Raw genomic sequence first — 13,988 nt, forward strand, 5'->3', positions numbered from 1 at the left:
ACGGGGGAGATAAAAGAAGGTGCCGCAGGCACCTTCAGCAGGTTATTTCTGCAGGCGGGAATGAAATTCCCGTTCACTGTACCCGGTATACAGCTGGCGCGGACGGGCAATTTTCATACCTTCTTCATGCATTTCTATCCAGTGGGATATCCAGCCGACGGTTCTTGCCATTGCGAAAATAACCGTAAACATGGAAGTCGGTATCCCCATGGCTTTCAGGATCAGACCGGAATAGAAATCGACGTTCGGATACAATTTACGCTCAATAAAATACGGGTCGTTGAGTGCAATATGTTCCAGTTCCATAGCGACTTCCAGCAGGTCGTCTTTCATGTCCAGCTCTTTCAATACTTCATGGCAGGTTTCGCGCATTACCGTGGCACGGGGATCATAGTTTTTATATACCCGGTGACCGAAGCCCATTAAGCGGAAAGAATCGTTTTTATCTTTCGCGCGGCGGATAAACTCCGGAATATGCTCGACCGTCTGTATTTCCTCCAGCATCCGTAACGTTGCTTCGTTGGCTCCCCCGTGAGCAGGTCCCCACAGAGAAGCAATACCCGCAGCGATACAGGCGAATGGGTTAGCACCCGAAGAGCCGGCGGTGCGTACCGTCGATGTTGAAGCATTCTGTTCGTGATCCGCATGCAGGATCAGGATCCTGTCCATAGCCTTTTCAAGTACCGGGTTGACCACATACTCTTCACAAGGGGTGGCAAACATCATATGCAGGAAATTCCCGGCATAGGAGAGGTCGTTACGCGGATAAATAAAGGGCTGTCCGAGGGAATACTTATAGCACATGGCGGCAACCGTCGGCATTTTCGACAGCAGACGATAAGCGGCGATATCCCGGTGGCGCTGATTATTCACATCCAGAGAGTCATGATAAAACGCAGCCAGGGCACCGGTCACACCGCACATCACTGCCATCGGATGGGAGTCGCGGCGAAAGCCATGGAACAGACGGGTAATTTGTTCATGGATCATCGTATGACGGGTGACGGTGGTTTTAAACTGTTGGTACTGCTCCGGTGTCGGGGCCTCGCCGTACAGCAAAATATAACAGACTTCCAGATAGGTGGAATGTGTCGCTAATTGTGAGATTGGGTAACCGCGATGTAACAGGATACCTTCCTCACCATCAATATACGTGATTTTCGATTCGCAGGACGCGGTGGAGGTAAACCCCGGGTCAAAAGTGTACAGGCCGCGGTTGCCCAGTGCCCGGACATCTACGACATCCTGACCCAAACTGGCTTTAAGGACATTGAGCTCTAAAGACGTTTCACCCTCAAAAGTTAACGTCACTTTCTTGTCTGTCATTCTGGTCTCCTTTAGCGTCTCACTGCAACCATCAGGAACGCCAAATTATGCGCAATATTTGCTTAAAAAAACGCACCGCTTGTTGTTTACTGCTCAGGTATTTTGCTAAAACAACCTGTGGCAGCAAACACGTCCGGATATAATTTTTCGCCTGCTACCGGCGTTGAAATAGTTCGGTAATGATTATCTAAGCGATTTGCTTCCTGTCAGTTATATATCGCAGGTATATCGGAATGTCTATCCCGAACCATGCGCGGCTATGATAACGGCTTTACACTCAGGATGTGAAATAAATGTTTATTTAATGTGAACAACAGCGGAGGTGTCGGAAAAATTGTCTGTATCGTGATAGTGATCACTGTTCTGCCCAATTTTATCCAAACAATATGTAGGGTAATTGTAATCAGATTGTGATCATCTTATACTTTGTAAAGGTCTCCGGAATACCCTGTCGTCAGGAGTCACCCAGCGTTTTTACGCGTCATTTAACACTGGATGTTACTGTCAGAGTGGCGGGAAAATCAGCATGATAACGATTTTCACGTTCCAGCAGGACCGGAGGAAGCTAAAATAATAAAAGCTGTGTGGGCAAAACCTTGAAAAAACAAAGACCTGTCAACCTGGATCTCTCGACAATCAAGTTTCCCTTGACTGCAATAGCATCAATTCTCCACCGTATCTCCGGCGTGATTACCTTTGTCGCTATCGGAATTCTGCTGTGGTTACTTGGATTGTCTCTCTCTTCCCCCGAAGGCTTTCAACACGCATCAGCCATGCTCAATGGCCTGGTCGTCAGATTCATTCTGTGGGGCATTCTGACGGCGCTGGCTTATCATATCGCGGGTGGTATTCGTCATATGCTGATGGATTTTGGCTTCCTCGAAGAAACTCTGGCAGCCGGTAAACGTTCTGCACAGATTACTTTTACAATCACTGTTGTGCTGTCGGTTCTGGCGGGGGTTCTTGTATGGTAACTAACGTTTCTGCACTCGGCCGTAATGGTATCCATGACTGGTTATTGTTGCGTGGTGCTGCGATTGTCATCGCCCTGTATGTCCTCTATATACTCGGTTTCTTTGTTTTTACCGGTCATGTCACTTTTGATGTCTGGCGCGGTTTTTTTGCCGCAACATTTACCCGTGTATTTACTCTGCTGGCGTTATTTTCGCTTCTGATTCATGGCTGGATCGGTATGTGGCAGGTACTGACCGATTATGTCAAAAATGTAGCATTACGGCTGGTAGTGCAGGGGCTGGTGATCCTGGCGTTACTTACGTATGCGATTTACGGAACGATTATCGTGTGGGGTGTGTAAATGAGTTTGCCGGTCAGAGAATTTGATGCAGTGGTCATTGGTGCAGGTGGCGCAGGTATGCGTGCAGCACTACAGATTTCACAGTCAGGGCAAAGTTGTGCTCTGTTATCAAAAGTATTTCCAACCCGTTCCCATACGGTTTCTGCTCAGGGGGGGATTACCGTTGCCCTGGGTAATACCCATGAAGATAACTGGGAATGGCATATGTATGACACTGTTAAAGGGTCCGATTATATCGGTGATCAGGATGCTATCGAATATATGTGTAAAACCGGGCCGGAAGCGATTCTGGAACTGGAACATATGGGATTACCATTCTCCCGTCTGGATGATGGCAGGGTCTATCAGCGTCCTTTTGGCGGGCAGTCGAAAAATTTCGGCGGGGAACAGGCAGCGCGTACTGCCGCAGCGGCTGACCGTACCGGCCATGCGTTGTTACATACCCTTTATCAGCAGAACCTGAAAAATAAAACCACCATCTTTTCTGAATGGTATGCCCTGGACCTGGTGAAAAATCAGCAAGGTGCAATTGTCGGTTGTACTGCGCTCTGTATCGAAACCGGAGAAGTGGTTTATTTCAAAGCCAAAGCGACCATTCTGGCGACCGGCGGGGCGGGGCGTATTTATCAGTCAACAACCAACGCGCATATTAATACCGGTGATGGTGTGGGAATGGCCCTGCGGGCCGGAGTGCCGGTACAGGATATGGAAATGTGGCAGTTTCACCCGACAGGTATTGCCGGTGCCGGGGTGTTAGTCACGGAAGGCTGTCGTGGTGAAGGCGGATATTTGCTGAATAAACACGGTGAACGCTTTATGGAACGCTATGCACCGAACGCCAAAGATCTTGCCGGACGTGATGTGGTGGCCCGTTCTATGATGATCGAAATCCGTGAAGGCCGTGGTTGTGATGGTCCGTGGGGACCTCACCTTAAACTCAAACTTGACCATTTAGGTAAAGACGTCCTGGAATCACGTTTACCGGGGATCCTTGAACTCTCCCGGACATTTGCCCATGCGGATCCGGTGAAAGAGCCGATCCCGGTGATCCCGACCTGCCATTATATGATGGGCGGGATCCCGACCAAAGTGACGGGTCAGGCGCTGACGGTTGATGAACATGGTAATGATCAGGTCGTTCCGGGCTTGTTTGCTGTCGGTGAAATCGCCTGCGTATCAGTGCATGGCGCTAACCGGCTGGGAGGCAACTCGCTGCTTGACCTGGTAGTGTTTGGTCGTGCTGCGGGCTTGCACCTGCTGGAATCTATTCAGCAGCAGGGGCCACTGGCTGATGCGACAGAAGACGATATTAATGCTGCGCTGGCCCGCTATCAGCGCTGGGATAATAACACTACGGGTGAAGACCCGGCGGAAATCCGGAAAGCGCTCCAGACCTGTATGCAGCATAACTTCTCCGTATTCCGCGAGGGGGATGCAATGGCCAAAGGGCTGGAAGAATTAAAGCATATCCGTGCCCGGCTGCAGGATGCGCGGCTTGATGATCGCTCCCCGGACTTCAACACCCAGCGTGTTGAATGTCTGGAGCTGGATAATCTGATGGAAACGGCTTATGCCACCGCAGTTGCCGCAAATTACCGTACCGAAAGCCGCGGCGCGCACAGCCGTTTCGATTTCCCTGACAGGGATGATGCGAACTGGTTATGCCACAGTCTGTATTTACCTCAGACTGAAAGTATGACGCGGCGTGAAGTCAATATGCAGCCTAAGTTACGTCCGGCGTTCCCGCCGAAAGTGCGTACTTATTAACCGGTGGAGAAAGATAAATGAAACTGGAATTTTCGCTGTACCGGTATAATCCTGAGGTTGATGATGCCCCGCGGATGCAGGATTACACCCTTAATGCAGAAGAAGGCAGTGATATGATGCTGCTGGATGCATTAATTCTGCTTAAAGAACAGGACCCCAGCTTGTCATTTCGCCGTTCCTGTCGTGAAGGGGTATGTGGTTCTGACGGTCTGAATATGAACGGGAAAAACGGTCTGGCCTGTATTACCCCGCTCTCAGCCCTGAGAGGCAAAGGTAAAATTGTCATCCGTCCGTTACCCGGGCTGCCGGTGATCCGTGATCTGGTCGTGGACATGGGGCAGTTTTATGCCCAGTACGAAAAGATTAAACCTTTCCTGCAAAATAATGACCGTAACCCGCCAGCCAGGGAAAATCTGCAGTCTCCTGATCAGCGTGCCCATCTTGATGGCCTGTATGAATGTATTCTGTGTGCCTGCTGTTCAACGTCCTGTCCGTCTTTCTGGTGGAACCCGGATAAATTTGTCGGCCCGGCGGGTTTGCTGGCGGCTTATCGTTTCCTGATTGATAGTCGTGATACAGAAACAGATGCACGTCTGGATGCACTTGATGACGCGTTCAGTGTTTTCCGCTGCCACAGTATTATGAATTGTGTGAATGTTTGTCCGAAGGGGCTGAATCCTACCCGCGCGATTGGTCACATTAAATCTATGCTGCTGCAACGAGGGGCCTGATATAGATACGCCGGGAAGCATTGCTTCCCGGCAATTGACGGAAACCCTGGTAAACCTTTTCCCGGTGCGACAGACGAAAGGGTTTACAAAGGTTCCCTTGCGGGCAAAGACAGCACCATGATGTTCGCTCCGTTGAACCTGGGAGACAGTGTGACTGCTGAAGGCAATCTTGCATGTCCACAACACCCTGTTTAATGATATAAAACAAGGTGATGATGATTGCGGACAGTAGTGATGCAGGGTAAAAAATCATTCCCCGTTTAACGCCTGCAGGATGGCAGTATCAGGCAGGCAGAATTTACTGTGGAATAGCACTCATCGGCCGACGCATTGTCCCGGAACACCCGTGAAAACGGCAACAATAACTACGAAAAGCATGATAATGCACAAGGGATCACCATGCAGAACAATGCAATGAAACCCTGGCTGGATTCTTCCTGGCTGGCCGGAGCGAACCAGTCTTATATAGAACAGTTATACGAGGATTACCTTACAAGTCCTGATTCTGTAGAACCTGTCTGGCGGGAACTGTTTGAACAATTCCCTGCTGATAACCTTCGTCCGGAACAATTTCATTCAACGACCCGTGATTACTTTCGCCGTCTGGCTAAAGATTCCACCCGGTATACCTCATCGGTCACGGATCCTGAAGCGAATTCCCGGCAGGTAAAAGTATTGCAGCTGATCAATGCTTTTCGTTTTCGGGGCCATCAGCAAGCCAGCCTTGACCCGTTAGGGCTCTGGAAACAGGATCCGGTACCGGATCTTGACCCGGCATTTCATGGTCTGATGGCCGAAGATTTCGGGGAAACTTTTAATGTGGGGTCATTTGCCATTGGCAAAGACACCATGAAGCTGGCGGATCTTTATGAAGCACTGAAGCAGACATACTGCGGCTCGATTGGTGCGGAATATATGCATATTAATAACACCGAAGAAAAGCGCTGGATTCAGCAGCGTATTGAATCGGTGGCCGGACGTGCCAGCTTTACGAGCGGCGAGCGGAAAAAATTTCTGCAGGAACTGACTGCAGCCGAGGGAATTGAGAAATATCTCGGGGCAAAATTCCCGGGGGCGAAACGTTTTTCTCTGGAAGGCGGAGATGCATTAATCCCGATGTTGCGTGAAATGATCCGACATTCGGGAAAACATGGTACCCGTGAAGTGGTACTGGGTATGGCACACCGCGGGCGTCTGAATGTACTGATCAATGTACTGGGTAAGAAAACCCAGCATCTGTTTGATGAGTTTGCCGGTAAACACAAAGAATTGCTGGGCACCGGTGATGTGAAATACCACATGGGGTTTTCTTCAGATATTGAAACCGAAGGCGGGCTGGTGCATCTGGCACTGGCCTTTAACCCGTCTCATCTGGAAATTGTCAGTCCGGTAGTGATGGGGTCGGTGCGTGCCCGTTTAGATCGTCTGTCACAGCCGTCGATTGACCAGGTTTTGCCAATTACAATTCACGGTGACGCTGCGGTTACCGGTCAGGGGGTCGTGCAGGAAACCCTGAATATGTCCCAGGCCCGTGGTTATGAAGTGGGCGGAACGGTTCGTATTGTTATCAACAATCAGGTGGGCTTCACCACCTCTAATCCTCAGGATGCACGTTCAACACCTTATTGTACTGATATCGGAAAAATGGTGCTGGCACCCATTTTTCACGTGAATGCGGACGATGCGGAAGCCGTGGCATTTGTGACACGGCTGGCGCTGGATTATCGTAATACCTTTAAACGTGACGTCTTTATTGACCTGGTATGCTATCGCCGCCATGGTCATAACGAAGCGGATGAGCCAAGTGCAACCCAGCCGCTTATGTATAAAAAAATCAAAAAACATCCGACGCCCCGTAAAATTTATGCAGATCGATTGCAGGATGAAGGGGTGATCAGCAGCGCGGATGCCACAGAAATGATGAACCTGTACCGGGATGCCCTGGATTCAGGTGAATGTGTGGTAGACGAATGGCGTCCGATGACTCTCAATTCTTACACCTGGTCTCCGTACCTGAACCATGACTGGGACGAAAGCTACCCTGCAACCGTTGAGATGAAACGGTTGCAGGAGCTGGCCCGGCGTATCAGCCAGATACCTGAAGGTATTGAAGCACAGTCACGGGTACTGAAAATTTATCGTGACCGTCAGGAAATGGCCGAAGGCACCCGGCCATTCGACTGGGGCGGGGCGGAAAACCTGGCCTATGCCACGCTGGTGGATGAAGGTGTGCCTATTCGTCTGTCGGGAGAAGATACCGGACGGGGAACGTTTTTCCATCGGCATGCGGTGATCCATAATCAGATTAACGGCTCAACCTACACGCCGTTACAGCATATCCACCACGGGCAGGGAAAATTCAAAGTCTGGGATTCCGTATTGTCTGAAGAAGCGGTACTGGCTTTTGAATATGGCTATGCAACCGCAGAGCCACGTACCCTGACTATCTGGGAAGCCCAGTTTGGTGACTTCGCCAATGGTGCTCAGGTGGTTATTGACCAGTTTATCAGCTCCGGTGAGCAAAAGTGGGGACGGATGTGTGGCCTGGTCATGTTATTACCGCATGGCTATGAAGGGCAGGGGCCGGAACACTCATCCGCCCGGCTGGAACGTTATCTGCAACTCTGTGCAGAGCAGAATATGCAGGTCTGTGTCCCTTCCACGCCGGCGCAGGTCTATCATATGTTACGTCGCCAGGCCCTGCGCGGTATGCGCCGGCCACTGATTGTGATGTCCCCTAAATCCCTGTTACGTCATCCGCTGGCCGTTTCCGGGCTCGGGGAGCTGGCAGACGGACAGTTTATGCCGGCGATCGGTGAAATTGATCCGCTGAATCCGGCAAATATTCGCCGCGTAGTGATGTGTGCCGGCAAAGTCTATTACGATTTACTTGAGCAGCGCCGTAAAAATGAGCAGCAGGATGTGGCTCTCATCCGTATTGAACAGCTGTATCCTTTCCCGCATCAGGCTGTGCAGGAGATCCTGCAGTCTTATTCACATGTGACCGATTTTATCTGGTGTCAGGAAGAGCCACTGAATCAGGGTGCATGGTATTCCAGTCAGCATAATTTCCGTGAAGTTGTACCGCAGGGAGCGTCATTGCGCTATGCAGGGCGTCCGGCATCCGCCTCGCCTGCTGTCGGGTATATGTCTGTTCACCAGCAGCAGCAGCAAGCGCTGGTAAATGATGCGCTGAACGTTGATTGATTATAAGGAAAGATAATGAGTAGCTTAGATATTCTCGTTCCCGATTTGCCGGAGTCTGTTGCCGACGCCACTGTGGCTACCTGGCATAAAAAACCGGGTGACAGCGTCCGGCGCGATGAAGTGCTGGTCGAAATTGAAACCGATAAAGTGATCCTGGAAGTGCCGGCGTTTGCTGACGGGGTGCTTGAGGCGGTACTGGAAGATGAAGGGGCGACGGTAACTTCGCGCCAGTTATTAGGCCGTCTGAAAGAAGGTAACAGCAGCGGCAAAGAATCGGCGGTGAAAACCGAAGCCAAAGAATCGACCCCGGCACAACGACAGACGGCTTCGCTGGAAGAAGAATCCAGTGATGCTCTTAGCCCGGCTATCCGCCGTTTAATTGCTGAACATTCACTGGATGCTTCTCAGATTAAAGGCAGCGGGGTAGGCGGGCGTCTGACCCGTGAAGATGTTGAAAAATATCTGGCCGGACAGAAGACCGCCCCTCTGCCTGCTGCCGCAGCAACAGTAACAGCAGAGCAACCGGCACTGAGCAACCGCAGTGAAAAACGGGTACCGATGACCCGGTTACGTAAGCGGGTGGCCGAACGTTTGCTGGAAGCGAAAAACAGCACTGCCATGCTGACAACGTTTAACGAAGTGAACATGCAACCGATTATGGATCTCCGTAAACAGTATGGTGAAGCGTTCGAAAAACGTCACGGCGTACGGCTCGGGTTTATGTCTTTTTACCTTAAAGCGGTTGTGGAGGCACTGAAACGCTATCCGGAAGTCAATGCTTCCATCGATGGTGATGATGTGGTCTACCATAACTACTTTGATGTCAGCATTGCCGTGTCTACCCCGCGCGGTCTGGTCACCCCGGTGCTGCGTGATGTCGATGCCCTGAGCATGGCCGCGATCGAGAAGAAAATTAAAGAGCTGGCGATTAAAGGCCGTGACGGAAAACTGACGGTTGAAGAACTGACGGGCGGTAATTTCACGATTACCAATGGCGGAGTCTTTGGCTCTCTGATGTCGACGCCGATCATTAACCCGCCACAGAGCGCGATCCTCGGTATGCATGCGATAAAAGATCGACCAATGGCCGTCAATGGTCAGGTAGTAATCCTGCCGATGATGTACCTGGCATTGTCTTATGATCATCGTTTGATCGATGGCCGTGAATCCGTGGGTTATCTGGTCGCGATTAAAGAGCTGCTGGAAGATCCGGCCCGCTTGTTACTGGATGTCTGATTTTTAGCCGGGCGTTCCTGAGGGGCGCCTGTTTTTTATTCTTTTCAGAACTGAATGGATAGAACATCATGAATCTACATGAATATCAGGCAAAACAACTGTTTGCCCGGTACGGCTTACCTGCCCCTACAGGGTATGCCTGTACAACCCCGCGTGAAGCGGAAGAAGCCGCATCGAAGATCGGAGCCGGGCCCTGGGTCGTGAAATGTCAGGTCCATGCCGGTGGTCGCGGTAAAGCCGGTGGTGTGAAGGTTGTGCACAATAAAGAAGACATTGGTGCGTTTGCTGAACAGTGGCTGGGTAACAAACTGGTTACCTATCAGACAGATGCTGATGGTCAGCCAGTCAATCAGATTCTGGTCGAAGCGGCGACTGATATTGATAAAGAATTATATCTGGGTGCGGTCGTTGATCGCAGCAGCCGCCGTGTGGTCTTTATGGCTTCGACGGAAGGTGGTGTGGAAATAGAGAAAGTCGCGGAAGAAACGCCTCATCTGATCCACAAAATGGCCATTGATCCATTGACCGGACCGATGCCGTACCAGGGCCGTGAACTGGCATTTAAACTTGGCCTGCAAGGCCGGCAGGTGAGCCAGTTTGCGAAAATTTTTATGGGACTGGCAACTCTCTTCCTTGAACGGGACCTGGCGCTGGTGGAAATCAACCCGCTGGTGATAACTACCGCGGGGGAACTGGTGTGTCTGGACGGTAAACTGAGTATTGATAGTAATGCGTTATTCCGTCAGCCTGAACTGCGGGAAATGCATGACCCAAGCCAGGAAGATGCCCGTGAAGCCAGTGCTGCACAATGGGAGCTGAATTACGTAGCTCTGGAAGGCAATATTGGTTGCATGGTCAATGGTGCCGGCCTGGCGATGGGAACCATGGATATTGTTAAGCACCACGGCGGTCAGCCGGCGAACTTCCTTGATGTGGGCGGTGGTGCGACTAAAGAACGCGTTACCGAAGCATTTAAAATTATTTTGTCGGATGATGCGGTCAGTGCGGTTTTTGTGAATATTTTCGGTGGTATTGTCCGCTGCGATTTGATCGCCGACGGTATTATCGGTGCGGTTGAAGAAGTCGGCGTTAATGTCCCGGTAGTGGTCCGTCTGGAAGGCAATAATGCGGAGAAAGGGGCGAAAAAACTGGCCGAAAGTGGTTTAAATATTATTGCAGCAACCAGTCTCACTGACGCGGCTCAGCGTGTAGTGGCTGCAGCGGAGGGCAAATAATGTCAATTCTTATCGACAAAAATACCAAAGTTATTTGCCAGGGATTTACTGGCGGGCAGGGGACATTTCACTCTGAACAGGCGATTGCTTATGGTACGCAAATGGTGGGCGGAGTCACGCCGGGTAAAGGCGGGACCACGCACCTTGGCCTGCCGGTATTCAATACCGTACGTGAAGCGGTAGAGCATACCGGAGCGACAGCCTCGGTTATTTATGTGCCGGCACCGTTCTGCAAAGACAGTATCCTTGAAGCTATCGATGCCGGGATTAAACTGATTATTACTATCACTGAAGGTATCCCGACGCTGGATATGCTGACGGTTAAAGTCAAACTAGATGAAGCCGGTGTGCGGATGATTGGCCCGAACTGCCCGGGGGTGATTACTCCGGGAGAATGTAAAATCGGTATTATGCCAGGTCATATCCATCTGCCGGGTCGCATCGGGATTGTCTCTCGTTCAGGGACACTGACTTATGAAGCTGTTAAGCAAACCACAGATATTGGCTATGGACAGTCAACCTGCGTGGGTATTGGCGGAGACCCGATTCCAGGCTCAAACTTTATTGATATTCTGGCATTGTTTGAACAGGATCCGCAGACCGAGGCGATTGTGATGATTGGTGAAATTGGCGGGAGTGCAGAAGAGGAAGCAGCCGCTTATATCAGTCAGCATGTGACCAAACCGGTCGTCAGCTACATTGCCGGTGTGACTGCACCAAAAGGTAAACGTATGGGGCATGCCGGCGCGATTATTGCCGGGGGGAAAGGGACTGCAGATGAGAAATTTGCAGCTCTTGAAGCTGCCGGAGTTAAAACGGTTCACAGCCTCGCAGAGATCGGTGAGGCTGTGAAATCGGTATTACCTGCCCGCTGATCTCCTTCGGCTCTGATTAAACCACTGCCAGCCGGCGGTGGTTTTTTTTCCCCTATAGCAGAGGTCAGTGAATGACAAACAATCTTCAACGACTAACACGCTGTAATAATGGGATAAATACAATTATTCTTTTTATTATGATTTATTTTGTTATTTAAATATCATTAAACTGTAAATAATACATATCCTGATTCACTATCATGTACTACGCTTACTTTAATGCATGTTATAAATGCATGGGTTAACTGACATGAAGTCTGGTTTTTAATAATCTTGTATTGTTCATCGTTCTGTCTCTGCCTGTAATCACGGATATCTATTGATATCGTTACAGGGTCATTTACATATCAAAAAGTTTATCGACAAATAACGACTTAGATCAATAAATCATGGCTTATATCTATTTTATCTGCTGGATATAAATAAGGATTTTAGATTAAATTGTCTTACGTCAATTTGGGTTTTTTCTGTTGTTTTTCCTGTTATTAAAAAGTTGATAAAGATCACTGGTGTGAGTCCTGACAGTACAGTGATAGTCAGAGGAATGACAGGTATCAGACCCTGATTAGCGGATACAAACGTTTGATTATCAATAATCGGTCAATTTTCTGTCAACACAACGAAGTACAATTTACCGGTACCGTTAACGGCTTATTCTCTGAAGTCCGGAAGCAACCCAATGTTATCTGAAGAGAATTTTTATTAAAAAGAGCAAGGAGTCAGGATGTTAGATATCGTCGAACTGTCTCGTCTACAGTTTGCCTTGACTGCAATGTACCACTTTCTGTTTGTGCCACTGACGCTCGGTATGGCGTTTCTGCTGGCAATTATGGAAACCGTATATGTGCTGAGCGGTAAACAAATTTATAAAGATATGACTAAGTTCTGGGGGAAATTATTTGGTATTAACTTTGCCCTCGGGGTCGCTACCGGCCTGACAATGGAGTTTCAGTTCGGGACTAACTGGTCATACTATTCCCACTATGTCGGAGATATTTTCGGAGCGCCGCTGGCCATCGAAGGTCTGATGGCATTTTTCCTTGAGTCCACCTTTGTCGGTCTGTTCTTTTTCGGCTGGGATCGTCTGGGCAAGGTTCAGCATCTTTCGGTCACCTGGCTGGTTGCCCTGGGTTCCAATATGTCCGCCTTATGGATCCTGGTGGCCAATGGCTGGATGCAAAATCCGGTAGCCTCTGAATTTAACTATGAAACCATGCGTATGGAGATGGTCAGTTTCTCCGAATTAGTCCTTAATCCGGTAGCGCAGGTTAAATTTGTTCATACGGTTGCCGCAGGTTATACCACCGGGGCGATGTTTATTCTGGGTATCAGCGCGTACTACTTACTGAAAGGCCGGGATACTGCATTTGCCAAACGCTCGTTTGCTATCGCTGCCAGTTTTGGTATGGCTGCCGTGTTGTCCGTTATTCTGCTTGGCGATGAATCAGGCTACGAGATGGGGGATGTACAGAAAACCAAGCTGGCTGCGATAGAAGCTGAATGGGAAACTCAGCCGGCACCCGCTTCATTCACTCTGTTTGCTATTCCGGACCAGAAGACTGAAAAAAATAACTACTCGATTCAAATCCCTTATCTGCTCGGATTAATTGCCACGCGCTCTCTTGATACCCCGGTTCTCGGGTTAAAAGACTTACTGGCGCAGCATGAAATTCGTATTCGTAACGGGATGAAAGCCTATGGATTGCTGAATGAGTTGCGCAACGGCAACCAGGATCCGGCGGTACGTACCGCATTCGACCAAACCAAAAAAGATCTGGGTTATGGATTGCTGCTGAAACGTTACACACCGGATGTGACCAATGCGACAGAAGCTCAGATTGCGAAGGCGACCAAAGACTCTATCCCTGAAGTAGCACCGCTCTATTTTGCCTTCCGCATCATGGTGCTTTGCGGAGTGCTGCTGCTGGCGATTATTGCGCTTTCTTTCTGGAGTGTGCTGCGTAACCGGATTGGCAAATGCCGCTGGTTACTCAAAGCTGCATTACTCGGTATTCCGTTACCCTGGATCGCGGTTGAGTCAGGCTGGTTTGTGGCCGAATATGGTCGTCAGCCATGGGCTATCGGTGAGGTATTACCGACTGCTGTGGCAAACTCTTCCCTGACAGCAGGCGACCTGCTGTTTTCCATGGGCCTGATTTGTGGTTTATACACGTTGTTCCTGATTGCAGAGATGTACCTGATGTTCAAGTTTGCTCGTCTCGGACCCAGCAGTCTGAAAACAGGTCGCTATCATCATGAACAATTGCCAGCAACCACTCAGTCGGCACGATAATTC

10 protein-coding genes are annotated in these 13,988 nt (G+C 49.8%); 9 read left to right on the forward strand and 1 reads right to left on the reverse strand.

Going from position 1 to position 13,988, the window contains the following annotated elements; translation table 11 throughout:
* Nucleotides 1-42: 42 nt before the first annotated feature.
* On the reverse strand, nt 43-1,326 hold the full coding sequence (locus JK216_RS05920; protein ID WP_212708385.1) for a citrate synthase: 1,284 nt from the start codon (nt 1,324-1,326) through the stop codon (nt 43-45).
* A 584-nt stretch (nt 1,327-1,910) separates the two neighbouring features.
* Between JK216_RS05920 and sdhC the strand changes: the two genes are divergently transcribed.
* The 9 genes from sdhC (at nt 1,911) to cydA (ending at nt 13,985) form a co-directional block, all read left to right on the forward strand.
* The gene (sdhC, locus tag JK216_RS05925) at nt 1,911-2,300 is read left to right on the forward strand and encodes a succinate dehydrogenase cytochrome b556 subunit (protein ID WP_212708384.1); all 390 of its coding nucleotides are present in this window, start codon (nt 1,911-1,913) and stop codon (nt 2,298-2,300) included.
* A complete protein-coding gene (gene sdhD, locus JK216_RS05930) occupies nt 2,294-2,641 on the forward strand; it encodes a succinate dehydrogenase membrane anchor subunit (RefSeq protein WP_212708383.1) in 348 nt (115 codons plus the stop codon). Before sdhC ends, sdhD begins: the two co-directional genes overlap by 7 nt.
* Nucleotides 2,642-4,408, forward strand: coding sequence for a succinate dehydrogenase flavoprotein subunit (gene sdhA / locus JK216_RS05935; protein ID WP_212708382.1), 1,767 nt, complete (start codon nt 2,642-2,644; stop codon nt 4,406-4,408). It begins immediately after the preceding gene.
* Nucleotides 4,409-4,425: 17 nt separating this feature from the next.
* Entirely contained in the window at nt 4,426-5,139 is a 714-nt protein-coding gene (locus tag JK216_RS05940) for a succinate dehydrogenase iron-sulfur subunit (RefSeq protein ID WP_212708381.1), read from the forward strand.
* 399 nt (nt 5,140-5,538) lie between these two features.
* A complete protein-coding gene (gene sucA, locus JK216_RS05945; protein ID WP_212711101.1) occupies nt 5,539-8,346 on the forward strand; it encodes a 2-oxoglutarate dehydrogenase E1 component in 2,808 nt (935 codons plus the stop codon).
* A 15-nt stretch (nt 8,347-8,361) separates the two neighbouring features.
* A complete protein-coding gene (odhB, locus tag JK216_RS05950; protein WP_212708379.1) occupies nt 8,362-9,582 on the forward strand; it encodes a 2-oxoglutarate dehydrogenase complex dihydrolipoyllysine-residue succinyltransferase in 1,221 nt (406 codons plus the stop codon).
* 68 nt (nt 9,583-9,650) lie between these two features.
* Nucleotides 9,651-10,817, forward strand: coding sequence for an ADP-forming succinate--CoA ligase subunit beta (sucC, locus tag JK216_RS05955; RefSeq protein ID WP_212708378.1), 1,167 nt, complete (start codon nt 9,651-9,653; stop codon nt 10,815-10,817).
* A complete protein-coding gene (gene sucD, locus JK216_RS05960) occupies nt 10,817-11,692 on the forward strand; it encodes a succinate--CoA ligase subunit alpha (RefSeq protein ID WP_212708377.1) in 876 nt (291 codons plus the stop codon). The genes sucC and sucD overlap by 1 nt, the downstream gene beginning before the upstream one ends.
* A 724-nt stretch (nt 11,693-12,416) precedes the next feature.
* A complete protein-coding gene (gene cydA / locus JK216_RS05965) occupies nt 12,417-13,985 on the forward strand; it encodes a cytochrome ubiquinol oxidase subunit I (RefSeq protein ID WP_212706789.1) in 1,569 nt (522 codons plus the stop codon).
* The last annotated feature ends 3 nt before the right edge of the window (nt 13,986-13,988 follow it).

The sequence above is a fragment of the Tatumella sp. JGM94 genome, from assembly GCF_018257595.1.
Lineage (GTDB): Bacteria > Pseudomonadota > Gammaproteobacteria > Enterobacterales > Enterobacteriaceae > Tatumella > Tatumella punctata.